Here is a 17,085-nt window from a genome sequence, read left to right as displayed (position 1 = left end):
TCGGGGCGACTTTTCAAGGAGACGAACAATGCCAGCCATCGGTTATGTCACCCGCGACGGAAACGGCTTCAAGGGCCAGCTCAGGACGCTTTCGATCCGCACCGAGATCGAGATCGTTCCCAACACCCGCAAGTCCGGCGACACCCAGCCCGACTACCGCGTGTCGGCGGCAGGCGTCGAGGTCGGTGCGGGATGGGTCCGGCGCGGCGAAATGAGCGGCCGCGACTATGTGTCCCTGTCGCTCGCAGCCCCCGAATTCGGCCCGCGCCGGCTCTACGCCAATCTCGGCCGCGCTGCCGGGCAGGATGACGAGGATGCCTTCGCGATCATCTGGAATCCCGCTGACTGAGCAAACCGCCCCGCGCCCGAACCGGGCGCGGGGCACTCGCCGCCGGCCCTCAAAAGTCAGGGCAACAAGGGGGGCGGAATCGCATGGGCCGATTTGCGACCCTGCCGAAGACGGCCGGATCGATCCATTCCGCGCTCATCAGCTGGCGCACGAAGCGGCGGCATGGATGGACCGGAATCATGGACGACACCGCGAAAGATATCGGGGCACGCGCGCAGGCCGCGCGCGAGACTTGCCCCTTCCTGACCGCCAAGCAGGCGGCCTTTCATCTCGGCCTCGCCTATTCGACGCTGAAGCGCCTGCGTCAGATGGGAACGGGTCCGAAATGCCGTCTGCACGGCCGCACCTGGCGCTATCATATCGACGATATCGAGGCCTGGTCGGTGGCCCGCGCACGCGGAGGCAACCATGGTTGAGCCGCCTCCCAAGACCCGCCCGCTGCCGCTGTTCGCCTGGGAAAAGGAGCAGCGCGCGCAGCGCCAGCGCATGGCCCGGGTCCGCCGAAAGTGGCTGCGCCGGACAGTGCTGCTTGGGATCGGCATGGCTGCCTTGGGCCTCACGATTGCCCAGCCGCCGCTGCCGCGACTGGTCTGGAACGCCAGTGCCAGCGCGCCGATCGGCCTCTATGCCGTATCGCCCGGCACCGCACCTGGACGCGGCGACATGGTGATCGCCTGGCCGCCAGCCGCAGCACGGCAACTCGCCGCGCACCGCCGCTATCTGCCTGCGAACGTACCGCTGGTGAAGCGCGTGGTGGCGGTCGCCGGCGATACGATCTGCGGCACCGATCGCACCGTGACAGTGAACGGTAGACCGGTTGCCCTGCGCCGCGCAGCAGACGCCGCAGGCCGTCCGCTGCCCGCCTGGCAGGGCTGCATCCGGCTGGCCCCGGGCATGGTCTTTCTGCTCATGGCCGAGACCCCGGACTCGTTCGACGGACGCTATTTCGGGCCGACATCTGCGCGCGATGTCATCGGCAGGGCGATCCCGCTGTGGCTGCGCTGAAGACGCTCGCGCTTGGCCTCGCGCTGCTCGCCGCGGCGCCTGCCGGTGCCAACTCGCAAGGAAGCGATCCGGTATCCCGCTGGCACGCCGAGATCGCCGAAGCCTCGGCGCGGTTCGGCGTGCCCGTGGCCTGGATTGAGCGGGTGATGCGTGCCGAAAGCGGCGGCATGACCATGCTGGACGGGCGGCCGATCACGAGCCGGGCGGGCGCGATGGGGCTGATGCAACTGATGCCGGCGACCTGGAAGGCGATGCGCGCGACTTACGGCCTCGGCTTCAATCCTCACGATCCGCGTGACAATATCCTGGCGGGCACGGCCTATCTGCGCGCGATGTACGACCGCTTCGGCTATCCGGGGCTGTTCGGCGCCTATAACGCAGGTCCGGGCCGCTATGCCGCCTATCTCGCCACCGGGCGCCCGTTGCCGGGAGAGACGCGCGCCTATCTCGCCACGGTAACGGGTACGGCGCCGCAGGAATTCTCGTCCGCGCTATCGGCTACGCGCAGTTCGCCGCCACCGTTGTTCGTCGTGCTCAGCACCGCCGCGAAATCCGGCAACCTGCCACCATCGCGCACGCCGGATGCGTCACCAGATCCGCTGTTCGCCGTTCGCGCTCCCCGCTGAGCAAGCATGGGTGGCGGCGTCGCAAGGCGTTGGTCGCGAAGACGGTGCGCATGGCAGAGGTGGGAGGGGCTCGTCTCGAGCAAGGCCCAGTATGACGGGCGGCAAAGCGGCTGTGCAAGGCCGGCGGCCCCTCCAATTTTGCCGCGAAACGGAAGGCTGCTGCGCAGCCGAGTCTTTTCGTTTTTGGCGCAACAAAATCGGTTCCTCCGCCGCCGCTTCGCGGCGCTTCCGGCTACGCCTCCAGCGGCCCTGACAGCCGCTCCGCCACCCGTCTCCGGAGGTCTGTCCTCGATGATGAGGACGTCAAGCGAAGGAGGCGATCATGACCATATTTCAGACCATCGGTGCGGCATCGGCCAAAGAGAAGGATCACGTGATGGCAACGCTGGTGGCCGGGCTGGAAATCGAGTTCGGGCGGGGTGCCGGCGAGGCTTTGGCCGCACGGTTTCTGGAGGCCGAAGAGAGCGATTTCCTGTGGGATGCGAGGGTGTCGGAGCGCTGGCTCGGGGCATATCAAGCGCAGGACGAGGAGGACTTCGAACTCGATCGGGTGGCGATCATGGGCCGGCTGGATGGCCGCTGGTTCGTCGCGGTCAGCATCATCGATGGCGACGGAAACCCGCACGGATTGATGGGGCGGCGAGGCTTCGGAAGCGAACGCGAGGCGCGCGAAGCATTCGCGGTCACGCATTGATCGCGGCATCGGAACGCCGGGGCGCAGGTGCCGGATCGGCATCGGCGTCCCGGCTTCTTTTTGCCTCGGCTCGGGCGACATGGCGGGCAACAGGATGGTGGAAATGGGCGGCAGGAGCCGGTTCAGGCGGAAGGGCGGCGTAAGGCAAGATAAAGCTATGGCACTGCCGCTCCATAAGCCATTGTCTGCACATCGTTATTTGACCAGATTGACGGCACTGCCCTTGATGTACCGGTGCCATCGCCCGCGAAATCGGGGGGATTCCGCCACATTCAGTGGCACCGGTTTTCTTCTGTTCCGGCGCGGGTCATGCTCGCCCGCCCAAGCCTTTCGGAAGCAGTAAGATGGCCGACGACGACAGCTTCGAGCCGCACCTCGGGCGCCAGCGCAACCAGGGTGGCAAGCGCCCCCGGCGCTATCTCGGCCGCGTGCTCGCCGCGACCAATCTTGCGCGCGGCGGCGGGGTTAGAAGCAGGCCGGCCAGCGGTAGCTTCACCGGCAGCCGGATCGGGCGCGGCGCGGGCGTTGGCCGCCTGCTCGCCAGCCGAGGCGGTCTTGCCGCCGCGAGCCGGCGCCGTGTCATCGTCAAGGCGAGCGTGGTCAAGCTCGCCGGCAAGGGCGCGTCGGCCGCCGCCGCGCATCTGTGCTATCTCCAGCGCGACGGCACGACGCGCGATGGGACACGCGGCGCGCTCTACGGACGCGATGCCGATGCCTTCGACGGCAAGGCGTTCGGCGAGCGCGGGGCCGGTGATCGCCATCAATTCCGCTTCATCGTCTCGCCGGAGGACGGCGATCAATATGACGATCTGAAACCGCTCACCCGGAGGTTGATGGGCCGGCTCGAAGAGGATCTGGGCACGAAGCTCGACTGGGTCGCGGTCGACCATTTCAACACCGGCCATCCGCACACCCATATCGTCGTGCGCGGGAAGGATGATCGCGGTACCGATCTGATCCTTGCCCGCGACTATATGACCACCGGCATTCGCGAACGCGCCGCAGAACTGGTCGATCTCGATCTTGGTCCGCGCACGAGCCGCGAAATTCAGCAGTCGCTGCGCGCCGAAATCGAGCAGGAGCGTCTGACCTCGATCGACCGGGCCTTGCTCAAGGGCGCGGATGCCGAGCGGGTGGTCGCAAGCCATGCTCGCGATGGGTTCGACCAGACGCTGCGGGCTGGCCGGCTGGCGAAGCTTTCACGCCTGGGCCTGGCAGAGTCGCTCGGCGCCGGTCGCTTCCGGCTCGCCCCCGACCTCGCCGACTCGTTGCGGCGCCTGGGCGAACGCGGCGACATCATCCGCACCATGCAGCGCAAATTGTCGCGCGCCGCAGTTGGTCGGGCGCCGGTCGACCAAGCGATCTACGATCCCGCCGCGCCCGATGCGCGTCCGCTGGTCGGCCGCGTGCTGGCGCGCGGGCTCGCCGACGAGCATGCCGATCGTCACTACGTTATCGTCGACGGCACCGACGGGCGCAGCCACTATGTCGCGATCGGCCGAGGGGCGGAAACCGACATGAGTTTGCCACAAGGTGCGATCGTGCGGATCGAACCCGTCAGGCCGACGGTGCGGGAGGTCGATCGCACCATTGCCAGCATCGCCGCCGCCAACGGCGGGCGCTACGATGTGGATACCCATCTGCGCCACGATCCGACCGCGACCGAAGCCTTCGCCGAGACCCATGTCCGGCGGCTCGAAGCGATGCGACGGACGGGCGGCATCGTCGAGCGTGAGCCCTCGGGCCGCTGGATCATCGCGCCTGATCACCTCGATCGAGTGGAAGCCGATGAGGCGGCGCGCCTGCGGGACCGTCCAGTCGCGATCTCCTTGCTGTCGGCACAGCCGATCGAGCGGCTGGTCGATGCTGACGCCGCGACCTGGATCGACCGGGAGCTAGTGTCGGGCAAGCCCGAGCCCGTTCGGGACGCCGGGTTCGGCCATGATCTGCGTGAGGCCCAGACGCGTCGGCGTCAGTGGCTGGTGGCGCAGGGATTTGCCGAGGAAGCTGGCAGCGGGATGACGTTTTCGACTGGCATGATCGCAGCACTCCAGCGGCGCGAGTTGCTCCGGGTGGCGGAACAGCTTTCGGAGGAGCTCAAGATGCCGTTCCGGGAGGCGAATGAGGGCGCACGTGTTGAGGGCGTCTACCGGCGACAGGTCGATCTCGTCAGCGGGCGGTTCGCGCTGATCGAACGGAGCAGGGATTTCACGCTCTTTCCGTGGCGCCCGGTGCTGGAGAAGCAGATCGGGAAATCGGTCTCGGGATTAATGCGCGGCGACGGCATCAGCTGGTCGATCGGACGCGGTCGGAGCGGGCCGGGGATTTCATGAGCAGACACTGTGTTTGCGCGAGTCCGTTCTCTTTCAGAACCGCCCTTACTTTCAAACACTCCGGCCGCTAAACGAGATGCCTGATAGCTCGTATCTTCCGACACAGCCACCGACAGCGATACTTCGCAATCGGCTTCTGACACTATGTGAACAGCTGACAAGGATAGAATCCGTGATCAACGATGCAGTAGAGAACCGTTGGGCGATGTTGCCGGGCCAGAAGTGGGCTACACCTTTACAAGCAAAAACATGGCTTATCGAACAACGCCGCTTGCTCGGATGGTCACACAAGGACGTGGCCAACGCCTTTTTTGAATGCGCCGTGCGGAGCGATTTGTACAGCGGGCCTGGCGGTGGTGCCCTGTTCGATCGGGCAACCGAGAAACGCGTCGCCCGTTTTGAGCGGGAGGGCCAGCATATCCCGGACTGGGTATATTGGCTGCCGCTCGTCATCCAGCACGCCCAAGTGCCACTCGAAGATCGCTGGGAATGGGAACGCGAGAATATTCCCGAACACAGCGATTCGCGCCGCGATCGAGAGGAAGAGGAATATCATTCCCGGCTCTTCGAACTCGATGGCAATGAGATCGCGTTGATTACGCGTTTCCGCGAGATGGATGCAGATGAACGTGACGTCCTCCGCTTTGTCGCGGAGCCCAAGATGCTGCGATGGTGGATGGATATCGTGAAGCGTGCGGCTGAGCGGGACACGGATTTGGTCACGCTCCTGAACAAAGCGTTGTCGCAGCCCGGTGCCGGCGCCTGATGGAGATCAGGCGGTGACCGGGTTGTCCGTGCAAATTCTCATTCCCGTTATCGCCTCGCTCGGCGCCGCCCTAGTCGCCGGTATCGCGAGCTATGTCGCAGGGCGCGGGATGCGCTCGCATGAGTGGAAGCTTGGGCTCGTGCGCGAGCGGCTATTGGAGCGGCAACGGCTCTACGCGAAGTTCATCGCGGAAGCGGACCGCAATGTGCTGCTCATCGCAGGAGCCGGTGCGAAGTCGATCGACAACGTCATGCCGTTGCTTGCGCTCTACGCCGAGATATCCCTTCTCTCCACGGATGCCGTACAGCGGCGTGCGAAGCGGGTTTGCGATTTGGCGATTTCAGCCAACGGCATCGAAGGCAGTGGGCAGGATGGCGATCACTTCGCGGCGAAATCCGCGTTCGTTGATGCGGCCCGGAGCGAGCTGAGAACGATTGAAGCCGGCGCGCGCTCGGCAGCACCCTGATCGATGGTCCGGTCGTGCCGGATTTGGTCCTATTCGACGATCCTCAGCACGTATAGCGCTCATCGTCGCGGCTCCGGTATTGCAATTTGAATGGACCAGCGTAGTTTCTGGCACGCGCCGTCATCGTCGGCGCGGCCGCTGCCTTGGCGAAGGATCATTGATCCAACGAATTTTGCTCTGATGTGACCGCAACTTTATTCGGCCGCCAGAGAGATGAGCAGCGCATCTTCAAGGCCGGAATGAAGGATGCGACGATGTATTCTACTCTTGATGGCGCCAAGAAATGCGCCAAGCAACTCAAGCGCCTCCTGCAGGCGAGCGCGATGATTTTTCCGCTGTCCGAATGCCAGAATGCTGTCGCTTTGGCGGGCGGCTATCGCAGTTGGCACGACCTCAACGCCCGGATCGGCCAGCGGCAGGGCGCGGCCACCCCGTATGATTATTGGGGGAATCTGATTAAGGCGCTGCCGCAGCCTTGCCATCGTCCGGTTTCGGCCTTTCTCGACCAGAAGGCCAAGGGATCTCTGACACCTTCCGACCTGTGGGTGCGCGACGTCCTCCCCTATGCGGTCAGTCTTGAGATTGTTCTTCGGGCGAACGCATCGTTGCTGCGGCCTGGGTCGGGTCCGGGGCAGCGCCTGCGCCTTGCGATCGTTTCGGGAATGCTGCTGAATGTCGAAGGCGGTTCAGGCTTCACGCCAAAGCTTGATCCCAAGCGGCTAGGGCTGACCTTTGAGGGAACGCCTGCATCGATACTGCCGAAACTCGCGCACGATCCGAAATTCGATGTCGCCCTTCGCGCTCTGGTCGATGCCGACATCTTGATGGTCGAGAAGGACATGACGATGATCCAGATCGCGGAAAGTTCGGAACTGCGGGCAGAGATTCTGAGCCGGGCGTCGCAATGGGGACAGCCGCAGACACCGCCGGTCGACTATGAACAGATGGACGACGATTTGGCGGCCGCGCTCGCACATCAAGAGGGGATCGAATGGCGCGATGCTGGTCCCAAAGTCCCTTATGATGAACTGGAGTATAGAGGGATTCTCCTCCAGAGTCGCTATTCGGTCGCACGCGAATTCCAGACGACGAAGGCCGTCGTGGACGCCATGACTGATGACGTGCGGTTGCGTGTCTCAACAATCTGGTGTGATTCAAAGGCCTCCGCCGTCTACAGCGTCACGGTCACGCTCGGCATGGATCGACGCGGACTCGCCGATGACATCTGTGACTGTTTCCGCGCCGCTGCCAGCGGGTTCAACGGCATTTCCGTTGAACATGGCGACGACCAGCAATTCTTTGACCCCGAATGGCCAGGCGATGAACAGCTTGAGCTACTGGCTTAATCGCAAAGGCCCGGCCTGAAAGTCTATATACTCGCCGACGATGGGGATGAGCGCATCCGCCGTCGCCGGCGTGTAGGACGGCGAATGGCACAATAAGCCAACATCGAACGATGCGGTCGCGGCGAAGTCGTCCAGTGTCGCCATCGCAAATGGAACGGGCGACAGGGCTAAGTCCGGCGCCAGCTTGACGAGGCGCCAATAGTCTGGCGAGGCGCCGTCCGCTGGCAGGTCCGGGCGCGTATATGCCTTCATCTCGATATAGCCCGATTCAACGTCCCCATTGCGGAAGTGAATCGCTGTCAGATCCTTTCCGCGCCGGGCCGGATGGACGTAGGTCAGTCCCGAGATGAAGTCCGCGGCGAGCGCATAGGCGAGCCAACTGCCCAGACTAAGGGCATGGTCGCCGCGCTTCGGATCACGTCGCTCAGCAAGGGGCAAGGCCACATGCTTGATGAGGTGCACCCAGGATGCGTCGCCCATCCCGAGATCAGCGTGCGCATCGACATGGACGACCTCGAGCGGTCGGCGCGCATCACCCACCAGCGCGCGCATGACGTCGAAGGCGCCGTCATGATCGTCCACGAACCAGCCCGGAATCGGCTGGTCCCTAGACAGGCCGCACTGGCGCTCCAAGAAATCGCGCAGCCGCGCTTCCGTCCATGGCTGATAAGCCTCGGGATCGAGGCGCCCGCCACCGTTGCGATAGAAGGCGACGGAACTGAGGAAGGCATCAAGGTCGATATCGAGGAAGCGCATCGCGTAGGTTTGCCGGGTCGGTCGGAACGGCGCAAGCAGACGCCAACGGTCGTTCGCTCAATATGGCGGATTGGTAACGGCCAGCGGGTGCGGGTCGGCGAGCCCCCAGAACCGGGTGGTCGCACGGATATAGCGCACGAGGTCAGCCTTCCGAAGGCGAAGATGTTCGCTCGCAACGGACGTGCCCGGCAGCAGGTCGAGATAATCCGTGGCCGCGTCGTCCCACAACTCGGGCGCCAGCGCGCGCAGCCTGTCACAGGATGGCCCCTCACCGTGGCGCACGACATTGGCGACGACGAACATCTGGGTCAGATCCTCGCCCAGCCGATCGATTGCCAAATCGACCCCCGCCTCTCGCGCGCACCCTGCCAATAGCGCCTCGAACCCGCGCAGTCGGCTCATATCTGTCTGGCCCAGGTCGTGAATCGCGCATGCCCAGATGCTCATCTGCCGCTCGAAGACACCGGCCAAGGACAAGGTGAACGCCTTGGCGGCTTCGTTGCCCATGTAGTTGTCGACCTGCGCCGCGGCACGGTCGAGAAACTGATCAAGGGTCGCGGCCACCCCAGTCTCCAGCACGGGATGATGCGGCAGGCTATCCAGCGCGGGGAGGATGACCCGCTCGAACAGTCGCGCTAGATTGGCTTGGAAGACGCGCGGCAGCGCATCCTTGGTCGCGTCCATGCAAAATCCTCCCAGATCGTGTGTCTCGTGTTGAAGTGAATGATTATCGCCGGCTTGCGAATCGTCATAGCATCGCTGACATCTGGAGTGACGGCCGGGCAAGGATAAGCCTTGGCATCGGTAGGGATGCCACAACGGACGCAAGCGCGAGATGACCGATACGCCGCCCGATATTGAGCGCCTGATACAGGATGTGCTCGCCGATCTCGGCTTCGACGCCGATGCCGGGGAAGTCGCCAAGCGCGTGCGCAGACTCAATCATGGGCTCCCGGCCGAGGACGAATTTGCCGTTATCTGTGCCTGGCTTGGACGCACGCGACTGCTGCACAAGCTCGACCAGCACCAGATTCCGGCCCAGTCCAAGTCCGATTTCCAGGTGCCCGATATTCTGGCGATGTTCGAAGCTGGCGGGCCTTTCCTGATCGAGGTCAAGGTCTGCAACGATCGGACGCTGTCGTTCAAACCGGACTATCATGCCCGCCTCATGCGCTACGCAGATCAGATGGGCCTGCCACTGCTCCTTGCCTGGAAGCATTATTCCCTGTGGACCCTGGTGGACATTCGCCACGTCACGCTTGCTCGCAAGAATTTCAACATCAGCCATGGCGAGGCAATGCGGCAGAATCTCCTCGGCATCCTCGCTGGCGATGTCGCGTTCAAGCTGGCGGAAGGAGCCGGCATCCATCTCGACATCGCCAAGGAGCAATTGATCGAGACTCGCCCCACCGACGGTGGTTTCGAGGAGACATGGCAGATGCGGGTGACGGGCGTGCATTTCACGGTTGGAGGTGGCGCGGTGCGGACCAATCTCCATCCGGAAACCACCCAGCTCTTGGCGACATGGGATCTTCAATCCTCAGAAGAGCACTCGCCCACCCATATCCGCCAGAGCTTCACCGTGGGCGCGGAAGGCATCGAATTCGCGCACCGGGCGCTTGTTGGCTTGCTGGCGTGGGAGAAGCGTGCGGACGAGCCGACCAACTGGCGGACATTGCTTCGATCACCCGAGATCACCCGCAGCATCGCGCATTTCGGCGCTGCGCTTGAACGCGGGCTGGCCGAGGGCGTGGTTCACCACATCCTTCACCAGCACCCCGTCACCGTCCCGGACTTCATTCGTCAAGAAAACTGAGTTTTCATCTAGTAATTGAAAATATAACTCAGTTGATATACATCGACCTCAAAGGAGACTGCCGATGGCGATGATCGGAGACGAACTCAGAGCGATGCGCGTCCGCAAACGATGGACGCAATCGCAGCTTGCCACCCATCTGAAGGTCACGCCGCAATATGTCGGCATGATGGAGCGCGGGGAGAAGGACATTCAATCCCATGTCGAGGATGCGGCGCGCAGCGCGATGGGCGATTCCGATCATCCCGATCTCTACGTGCCCGATGGTGCGCTCTACCGAGAAGCACAGCAGGCCGTTCTCACCGCCCTGCGTCAGCATCCCGATCTGAGCCTGAATGGTTTTCGCTACACCGGCTTCGACAAGGATCCGTTCGAAGGCGCGAAATCCGAGCATGAGAGCCGGGCTCGGCTCTTTTCGGATGATAGCCTGGCGCAGGTCGCGACGGCCATCCGGTGGATCGACAGCGTCAAGAAGATCAAGACCTACAAATGCGGTTCCTATGGCGCGAAGCATCGAGCCGAAAAGTGGGGCAAGGAAAATGGCCTTGCTTCCTATGTCGCCAACGGCGCGCTCATCGCTGCGGCCGTTCATCGCAAGGTCGGCCTTCGCCGGGAACAGAACAATCCGAACGCCGAACTGGCCCTGGACCCCGATCCGATGCCGGAACCGAAGTCGGGCACCTTCGCGCACTGGCTGCATAAACAAGTCAAGCGGAACGACCCCGTCGGTGATCTCGCCCGCGATGCGGCGCAGGACCGCACTTTCCCGGTGGATACCAGCAGCGGCCCAAAGCTGCGATCCTATATGCGGTCCTGCTGGGCGAGCGACGCGGCGATCGACGCGCTTGAGGAGGCCCTGACGGAATGGCGCGGCACCAAGACACGCCGTGTCGCCAAACCCGCAACCGGCCTTTGACAGGGGGGCTCATGGGCGCGCGCAATCGGAAGCTCAGCACCGCAGAATTTCTCCTACAGCATCCTCGTTGCTGTTTTTGCGGAGGCCGCCGCCCGGCCGTCGAGCGGGACCATGCGCCGGCACGGATCGTGTTTCGCGGCAAGCACGGGCCTGACCAGTTCGAGTTTCCCGCCTGTGCGGAATGCAACCGCGCCGTGGCGCTGAGCGAGCAGGTCACGGCCTTCTATGTGCGCAGCATCGATCAAAGTTACGAGACGCTCGACGAGGAAGAGTATCAGAAGCTGATCGACGGCATCGTCAACAACGCCCCCGACGCGCTGCCCTACCAAGATCGGTCGCGGCCACCGGCGCCCTATACCCGCTATATCGCGCCGGATGCCGAAGAGCGCACGGTCTCGATCCCGAAGATCGCGAAGACGCATCTGGAGCTGTTCGGCACCAAGATGCTCTATGCGATGTATTATCGCGTGACCGGCACGCCGGCGTCCTCGTCGCTGCGGCGGCTGGTCCATTGGGCGCAGGCTGGCACTCCCGCAGCGGACCAGATTCGGCAAAATGCCAACCAGTGGTTCGATGATCTTCAGGTGGCCAAGCGCCCCAATGTCGATCTCGGCAACCAGTTTCGCTATCAGACCGGCCACAATCCGGCACATGGCTATCTGGGCCTGCATATGTCGTTCGGCGAGGCGCTGGTCTATTTCTGCGTCCTCGGCCCGGCCCGTGAGATGATCCGGCTCAAGCCCAAGCCCGAGCTCTATCAGAGCATCAAATCCCTCGGTGATCGCATCAGCGTGCGCAAGCCTTAGGAATGGCGCCGCTCAAGCTGCTGGGGTATCGGCGGGTTCGCCCGTCATCAGTGCGTCGGCCGCCACGATCAGGTCTTCACGGTCGGCGAGTGCGGCGGTCTGGCCGAAGGCGATCAGCGCCATCGTTGCCGAGAACTGGATGACCTCAAGCAAGGCGCCATCCTCGAAACAGGGTTCGATATAGTCGCCATCCAGCCGGCGCGAGACTTGGTGAATGCCGCCATGTGTATAGCCGTGCATCGCCTTCATGGCACTGTCCTTCACGTTCGACAGAAATTTGCTGTCAAAGCCCGGCTTCTGCTCGACCGCGTCGATCAGCTCTCCAAATGTTGGGTCGATCCGATCCTTGGCGCTGAAGGTCTCGATCTCGGCGTCACTGGCGCAATGGTGCAGCCAGGCGCCGCGTACGAAGCATTCGAATTCGCTGCGCACCAACGCGAAGGCGCTCGCGCAGATGTTTGCCCCAATCAGATTGTGGATGCCCGATCCGTGCTCGATCGCCAGATCGAAGAGCTGTGCTGGAATGCGATGACGGTGGTCGCCCTTCAACTCGATGCCGACGAGGTTTTCACGGATCCACGTGATCTGCCCACATGCGCTTTCGAGCGCAGCCTTGACCTCGTCAGAATGCGCCTTGACCTGCATCGTCCAATCCCCTGCGCTATAGCGCCCACACCGGCTTCGGCTTCCTAACTAGGCCGTTGCCTCTGCCCTTGGCGATGACAATGGCTCCGTCCCTTCGCTGAGGATGGCCAGGTATCGACGATAGCCAAACACGCGGCCTCGTCGCCTACCGGTGATCTCCTCGACCACCCCAAGCCGTTCGAGGTCTGAGAGCGCCGCATTGACCGTCGGCGCCGACAGCCCAGTCCGTCCGACCAATTGGTTCGCAGTAAGAAACGGGTTTTGCTGGAAGAGGTCGTGGACGCGCAACGCTGATCCGGCACGGTCGCTTTCGGCCGTGATGCGTTCGCGATCCTCCTTGAACAGATCGACGATGCGGGTGGCGGCGTCGAAGGCTTGGTTGGCGGTGTCAGCTACGCCGGCGAGGAAGAAGTCGAGCCAAGCCTCCCAAGCTCCCCGTTCGCGGACCTCCTGCAGCAGCCGATAATAGTCGTTCCGGTGAGTCTTCAGATACAAGCTGAGATAGAGCAGCGGCTTGCGCAGTACGCCGTTGACGCACAGGTACAGCGTCACCAACAACCTGCCGATGCGGCCGTTGCCGTCGAGGAAGGGGTGGATCGTCTCGAACTGGACGTGAAGCAGACCTGCCTTGATGAGTGCTGGCAGCCGAGACTCCTCCTCGTGCATGAACCGCTCGAGGGAGTCGAGGCAGCCATCGAGTTCCGTGGTTGGAGGCGGGACGAACAGCGCGTTGCCCGGGCGGGTGCCACCGATCCAGTTCTGCGACCGGCGAAACTCGCCGGGACTCTTGGTGCCACCTCGGCCGCTTTGCAGCAGTCGCTCGTGCATCTCGCGAATGAGGCGAAGCGAGAGCGGCATGTCTTCCAACCGTTCGAGGCCGTACATCATGGCATCGACGTAGTTCGATACCTCGCGAATGTCGTCGATCGGCTGCCCGGCCTGCGCCTCGGTTTCGAATCGGAGCAGGTCGGAGAGCGTCGATTGCGTGCCCTCGATCTGGGATGAAAGCACCGCTTCCTTCCTCACATACATGTAGAGGAAGAGTTCCTGACGCGGCAGCAGCATGGTGATGCCGTCGAGGCGGCCAAGGGCACGCTCCGCGAGGCTGAGCCGGTCGAGCAGCGTCAGCACGTCGATCGGCGGTTGAGGTGGGAGCGGCGGCGGCACGAATGCCCGGACCATCTCCCCGGCGACGGGAGTCTCCACGAAGCGGCCCAGCCGCGGATTCGGTTCTGGATCAGCCATGCGCACCAATATGCATGTCGCGCCTTATTTAAGCAATAACCACTTCACTTAATTAGCAAATGAGCTAAGATAAGCGGACTTAAATAAGGGAGACGGCAAGGTGCGCGATCATCTGGAACACACGCGGGATAGCGTTCGTGCGTGACGCGCGATCATCGGCGCACCGGTCAATGTGGTCAAGGCTTGCCAACGTCATGGTCTGCCGCGAGAATCCCCTTCATGCGGAGTGACATCGACCATCTACCCCCAGTCCAGCAAAGTGAACTGGACCGCGTGAAGCAAACGCTCATGGGCGAATTTGCCGATGCGATCGCGCGCGCGAACCAGCCGTGGAAGAAGAACGGCAAAATCCTCAAGATCATCCTGTTCGGCAGTTATGCCCGGAGCGACTGGGTGGATGAGCCGGAGAACGGCTACCAGTCGGATTTCGACCTGCTGGTCATCGTCAGCCACGCGGATCTAACCGACGTCGCCGATTACTGGTATGTCGCGGAGGACAAGATCCTGCACGACAGCGCGATCGCGCGGCCGGTGAACATCATCGTCCATACGCTGGACGAGGTGAATCAGGCGCTGAGCCGGGGCGAGTATTTCTGGACCGACATCGCCCGCGACGGGATCGTGCTCTACGAGTTGCCGGGCAACGCGCTTGCGACACCCAAACCGCTGACAGCCGCGGACGCCTATGAAATGGCGTCGGCCTATTTCGAAGATTGGGTTGAGAAGACCAACGACGCGATAGAGATAGCCGACTTCTGCATCTCAAGCGGGAAGCGAAAGGACGCAGCTTTCAACCTCCACCAAGCGACGGAACGCGCCTACATCTGCTTCCTGCTTGTCCGCACCCTCTATTTTCCTCGCTCGCACAACATCAAGTTCCTGCGTTCGCTTGCCGAAGACAGCGAACCGCGTCTGATCGAGGCTTGGCCGCGCGCCACCAGACTCGACCGTCGCCGGTTCGAATTGCTCAAACGCGCCTACGTCGAGGCCCGCTACTCGGCGAGCTATGAGATCGGCAATGACGATCTCGACGCCCTGTCGCAATCGGTCCGTGCCCTGCGTGACATCGTCGAGATCGTCTCGCCCGAACGCCTCGAAACACTGAAAGCCGACGCTGGCCTCTAATCGCTAGGCACCTGCTTTCGGATAGCCTTCCGTGCCGGCATCCAACCGGAACAGGCCGACACGAGCCCATCTGCGCCCATCAGCACCGTTCAATTTTCGGCGTCTGTCACCGAGTCTGAAACCGCCCGAACCGGTCCTTTCCGGCGGGCTGGAGCCTCGACGTGACACCCACCAAACTGCTCATCGGCCAGATCATCGTCGTCTTCGCCATCGTCCTGCTGGGCATCTGGGCGGCGACACAATGGGCGGCCGCCATGCTGGCCTATCAACCCGAACTCGGAGCGCCCTGGTTCCGGTTCGACGGCGTGCCGGTCTATCATCCCTGGGCGCTGTTCCCCTGGTGGTATCACTATGACGCCTATGCCCCGCACATCTTCGACCGCGCGGGCATGTTCGCTGGCGCCAGCGGCTTCATCGGCTGCGCTGCGGCAATCTTCGGTTCGCTGTGGCGCGCGCGCCAGTCGAGCAATGTCACCACATACGGTTCGGCTCGTTGGGCAAGCCGCCGCGAAATCGTGCGCGCTGGACTGCATCGCGACGCCGGCATCATGCTCGGCACGCTGCGCGGCCGCTATCTGCGCCATGACGGCCCCGAGCATGTCATGGCATTCGCGCCGACCCGCTCGGGCAAGGGCGTGGGCCTCGTCGTGCCCACCTTGCTCTCCTGGACCGGCTCGGCGGTCATCCACGATATCAAGGGCGAGAACTGGACGCTGACCGCCGGGTGGCGCGCGCGCTTCTCGCACTGCCTGCTGTTCAATCCCACCGATGCCGCCTCGGCGCACTACAATCCGCTGCTGGAAGTCCGGCGCGGCGTTAACGAAGTGCGCGACGTCCAGAACATCGCGGACATCCTCGTCGATCCCGAGGGCGCGCTCGAACGCCGTAACCATTGGGAGAAGACCAGCCATTCGCTGCTGGTCGGCGCGATCCTCCACATTCTCTATGCCGAGGAAGAAAAGACGCTCGCGCGGGTTGCGACCTTCCTCTCCGATCCGCAGCGCAGCTTCGTCGCCACGCTCCGCCGGATGATGACCACCAACCATCTCGGCGACGACAAGAATCCCAGGGTTCACCCCGTGGTGGCGTCCGCCGCGCGCGAACTGCTCAACAAAAGCGAGAACGAGCGCTCGGGCGTGCTGTCGACGGCGATGTCCTTCCTCGGGCTCTATCGCGATCCGACGGTCGCCGAGGTCACCTCGCGCTGCGACTGGCGGATCGCCGACCTGATTGAGGCCGCCCAGCCTCTATCGCTTTACCTCGTCATTCCGCCATCGGACATCAGCCGCACCAAGCCGCTGGTTCGGCTCGTGCTCAACCAAATCGGCCGCCGCCTGACCGAGCGGCTGGATCAGCCCGGCACTTCCGCGCGCCGTCATCAACTGCTGATGATGCTCGACGAGTTTCCGGCGCTCGGCCGCCTCGACTTCTTCGAGACCAGCCTCGCGTTCATGGCCGGCTACGGCATCCGCGCTTTCCTGATCGCCCAGAGCCTCAACCAGATCGAGAAGGCCTATGGCGAGCACAACGCCATCCTCGACAACTGCCATGTCCGCGTCGCCTTCGCGACCAACGACGAACGCACAGCCAAGCGTATTTCCGATGCACTCGGCACCGCGACCGAGCAACGCGCCATGCGCAACTATGCCGGGCACCGACTCGCGCCCTGGCTCGCCCATGTCATGGTCAGCCGCCAAGAGACCGCGCGCCAGCTGCTGACGCCGGGCGAAGTGATGCAGCTTTCGCCCGACGAGGAGATCGTGCTCGTCTCCGGACTTGCGCCGATCCGCGCACGCAAGCTGCGTTATTTCCGCGATCGCAATTTCACTGCGCGCGTGGCGCCCGCGCCGAAGCTGGCACAAGGGCGCTATGCCGATTGCCCGAAGCCGCGCGGCAATGACTGGTCCGACCGGGTGCGCGGCATCGATGCTCGGCTGCATCAGGCCGACGATGCCGCGGGTGGCGAAGACGATGGCGGTATGCAGCAGCAGCGCCATCCCGGCCTTCCCGAACAACCAGCCAAAGTCATCGACGCCGCCGAAACGCGCGATCCGCAACTTGTGCCTGACGATGATGATGTCGCGGCCGACAAGCGCGCCATGGATCAGGCGCAGGGTCTGAGCGCCGTCGCCCGCGGCTTTGCGATCAACGAGGGCGCCCACCGCGACCTCGTGCCCGGGCTGTGAGGCGG

General features: G+C 63.4%; 18 protein-coding genes. 14 read left to right on the top strand and 4 right to left on the bottom strand.

Annotated elements, in window-relative coordinates; translation table 11 throughout:
- The first annotated feature begins 28 nt into the window (after window positions 1-28).
- The 9 genes from IZV00_RS09965 (at window position 29) to IZV00_RS09925 (ending at window position 7,585) form a co-directional block, all read left to right on the top strand.
- Window positions 29-349, top strand: coding sequence for a DUF736 domain-containing protein (locus IZV00_RS09965; RefSeq protein ID WP_196224505.1), 321 nt, complete (start codon window positions 29-31; stop codon window positions 347-349).
- An 83-nt stretch (window positions 350-432) separates the two neighbouring features.
- The gene (locus IZV00_RS09960) at window positions 433-765 is read left to right on the top strand and encodes a helix-turn-helix transcriptional regulator (protein ID WP_329604456.1); all 333 of its coding nucleotides are present in this window, start codon (window positions 433-435) and stop codon (window positions 763-765) included.
- A complete protein-coding gene (traF, locus tag IZV00_RS09955) occupies window positions 758-1,354 on the top strand; it encodes a conjugative transfer signal peptidase TraF (RefSeq protein WP_230463172.1) in 597 nt (198 codons plus the stop codon). The genes IZV00_RS09960 and traF overlap by 8 nt, the downstream gene beginning before the upstream one ends.
- Window positions 1,342-1,980: a lytic transglycosylase domain-containing protein gene (locus IZV00_RS09950; protein ID WP_196224504.1), complete on the top strand. Its 639-nt coding sequence runs from the start codon at window positions 1,342-1,344 to the stop codon at window positions 1,978-1,980. Before traF ends, IZV00_RS09950 begins: the two co-directional genes overlap by 13 nt.
- A 322-nt stretch (window positions 1,981-2,302) precedes the next feature.
- Window positions 2,303-2,674, top strand: a complete 372-nt coding sequence (locus tag IZV00_RS09945; RefSeq protein WP_196224503.1) for a hypothetical protein — start codon at window positions 2,303-2,305, stop codon at window positions 2,672-2,674.
- A 344-nt stretch (window positions 2,675-3,018) separates the two neighbouring features.
- The gene (gene rlxS / locus IZV00_RS09940) at window positions 3,019-5,007 is read left to right on the top strand and encodes a relaxase/mobilization nuclease RlxS (RefSeq protein WP_196224502.1); all 1,989 of its coding nucleotides are present in this window, start codon (window positions 3,019-3,021) and stop codon (window positions 5,005-5,007) included.
- 172 nt (window positions 5,008-5,179) lie between these two features.
- Window positions 5,180-5,773, top strand: a complete 594-nt coding sequence (locus IZV00_RS09935) for a hypothetical protein (RefSeq protein ID WP_196224501.1) — start codon at window positions 5,180-5,182, stop codon at window positions 5,771-5,773.
- A gap of 13 nt (window positions 5,774-5,786) precedes the next feature.
- Complete coding sequence (locus tag IZV00_RS09930) at window positions 5,787-6,239, top strand: hypothetical protein (RefSeq protein ID WP_196224500.1); 453 nt, start codon at window positions 5,787-5,789, stop codon at window positions 6,237-6,239.
- 254 nt (window positions 6,240-6,493) lie between these two features.
- Window positions 6,494-7,585 (top strand): hypothetical protein, encoded by a 1,092-nt coding sequence (locus tag IZV00_RS09925; RefSeq protein ID WP_196224499.1) that lies wholly within the window; start codon window positions 6,494-6,496, stop codon window positions 7,583-7,585.
- Here IZV00_RS09925 and IZV00_RS09920 read toward each other — a convergent pair.
- Both IZV00_RS09920 and IZV00_RS09915 read right to left on the bottom strand, forming a co-directional pair.
- The gene (locus tag IZV00_RS09920) at window positions 7,574-8,341 is read right to left on the bottom strand and encodes a UPF0489 family protein (RefSeq protein WP_196224498.1); all 768 of its coding nucleotides are present in this window, start codon (window positions 8,339-8,341) and stop codon (window positions 7,574-7,576) included. The two genes, IZV00_RS09925 and IZV00_RS09920, sit on opposite strands and share 12 nt — an antisense overlap.
- Before the next feature lie 57 nt (window positions 8,342-8,398).
- Window positions 8,399-9,025: a hypothetical protein gene (locus tag IZV00_RS09915; protein WP_196224497.1), complete on the bottom strand. Its 627-nt coding sequence runs from the start codon at window positions 9,023-9,025 to the stop codon at window positions 8,399-8,401.
- A gap of 151 nt (window positions 9,026-9,176) precedes the next feature.
- Between IZV00_RS09915 and IZV00_RS09910 the strand changes: the two genes are divergently transcribed.
- The 3 genes from IZV00_RS09910 (at window position 9,177) to IZV00_RS09900 (ending at window position 11,879) form a co-directional block, all read left to right on the top strand.
- On the top strand, window positions 9,177-10,157 hold the full coding sequence (locus IZV00_RS09910; RefSeq protein ID WP_196224496.1) for a restriction endonuclease: 981 nt from the start codon (window positions 9,177-9,179) through the stop codon (window positions 10,155-10,157).
- Between the two features lie 64 nt (window positions 10,158-10,221).
- Window positions 10,222-11,073: a YozE family protein gene (locus IZV00_RS09905; protein WP_196224495.1), complete on the top strand. Its 852-nt coding sequence runs from the start codon at window positions 10,222-10,224 to the stop codon at window positions 11,071-11,073.
- A gap of 128 nt (window positions 11,074-11,201) precedes the next feature.
- Window positions 11,202-11,879, top strand: a complete 678-nt coding sequence (locus tag IZV00_RS09900) for a hypothetical protein (protein ID WP_230463171.1) — start codon at window positions 11,202-11,204, stop codon at window positions 11,877-11,879.
- A gap of 12 nt (window positions 11,880-11,891) precedes the next feature.
- On the opposite strand, the gene IZV00_RS09895 is transcribed toward IZV00_RS09900, so the two are convergent.
- Window positions 11,892-12,524 (bottom strand): DUF6988 family protein, encoded by a 633-nt coding sequence (locus IZV00_RS09895; RefSeq protein WP_196224493.1) that lies wholly within the window; start codon window positions 12,522-12,524, stop codon window positions 11,892-11,894.
- Between the two features lie 48 nt (window positions 12,525-12,572).
- Complete coding sequence (locus IZV00_RS09890; protein ID WP_196224492.1) at window positions 12,573-13,769, bottom strand: Fic family protein; 1,197 nt, start codon at window positions 13,767-13,769, stop codon at window positions 12,573-12,575.
- A gap of 219 nt (window positions 13,770-13,988) precedes the next feature.
- On the opposite strand from IZV00_RS09890, the gene IZV00_RS09885 reads away from it, so the two are divergent.
- The gene (locus IZV00_RS09885) at window positions 13,989-14,894 is read left to right on the top strand and encodes a HEPN domain-containing protein (RefSeq protein ID WP_196224491.1); all 906 of its coding nucleotides are present in this window, start codon (window positions 13,989-13,991) and stop codon (window positions 14,892-14,894) included.
- A 161-nt stretch (window positions 14,895-15,055) separates the two neighbouring features.
- Window positions 15,056-17,080, top strand: a complete 2,025-nt coding sequence (locus IZV00_RS09880) for a conjugal transfer protein TraG (RefSeq protein ID WP_196224490.1) — start codon at window positions 15,056-15,058, stop codon at window positions 17,078-17,080.
- Window positions 17,081-17,085 lie beyond the last annotated feature (5 nt).

This window comes from Sphingobium sp. Cam5-1 (assembly GCF_015693305.1).
Lineage (GTDB): Bacteria > Pseudomonadota > Alphaproteobacteria > Sphingomonadales > Sphingomonadaceae > Sphingobium.
The sequence above is the reverse complement of the archived record's forward strand: the minus strand, read 5'-3'. Positions and strand labels throughout refer to the sequence as shown.

Excerpts from the sequence above, each read along its gene's own strand:
- IZV00_RS09890 (WP_196224492.1), bottom strand. The coding sequence starts at position 13,769 with ATGGCTGATCCAGAACCGAATCCGCGGCTGGGCCGCTTCGTGGAGACT.
- rlxS (WP_196224502.1), top strand. The coding sequence starts at position 3,019 with ATGGCCGACGACGACAGCTTCGAGCCGCACCTCGGGCGCCAGCGCAAC.
- traF (WP_230463172.1), top strand. The coding sequence starts at position 758 with ATGGTTGAGCCGCCTCCCAAGACCCGCCCGCTGCCGCTGTTCGCCTGG.
- IZV00_RS09895 (WP_196224493.1), bottom strand. The coding sequence starts at position 12,524 with ATGCAGGTCAAGGCGCATTCTGACGAGGTCAAGGCTGCGCTCGAAAGC.
- IZV00_RS09915 (WP_196224497.1), bottom strand. The coding sequence starts at position 9,025 with ATGGACGCGACCAAGGATGCGCTGCCGCGCGTCTTCCAAGCCAATCTA.
- IZV00_RS09905 (WP_196224495.1), top strand. The coding sequence starts at position 10,222 with ATGGCGATGATCGGAGACGAACTCAGAGCGATGCGCGTCCGCAAACGA.
- IZV00_RS09960 (WP_329604456.1), top strand. The coding sequence starts at position 433 with ATGGGCCGATTTGCGACCCTGCCGAAGACGGCCGGATCGATCCATTCC.
- IZV00_RS09885 (WP_196224491.1), top strand. The coding sequence starts at position 13,989 with ATGCGGAGTGACATCGACCATCTACCCCCAGTCCAGCAAAGTGAACTG.
- IZV00_RS09910 (WP_196224496.1), top strand. The coding sequence starts at position 9,177 with ATGACCGATACGCCGCCCGATATTGAGCGCCTGATACAGGATGTGCTC.
- IZV00_RS09920 (WP_196224498.1), bottom strand. The coding sequence starts at position 8,341 with ATGCGCTTCCTCGATATCGACCTTGATGCCTTCCTCAGTTCCGTCGCC.
- IZV00_RS09925 (WP_196224499.1), top strand. The coding sequence starts at position 6,494 with ATGTATTCTACTCTTGATGGCGCCAAGAAATGCGCCAAGCAACTCAAG.
- IZV00_RS09965 (WP_196224505.1), top strand. The coding sequence starts at position 29 with ATGCCAGCCATCGGTTATGTCACCCGCGACGGAAACGGCTTCAAGGGC.
- IZV00_RS09945 (WP_196224503.1), top strand. The coding sequence starts at position 2,303 with ATGACCATATTTCAGACCATCGGTGCGGCATCGGCCAAAGAGAAGGAT.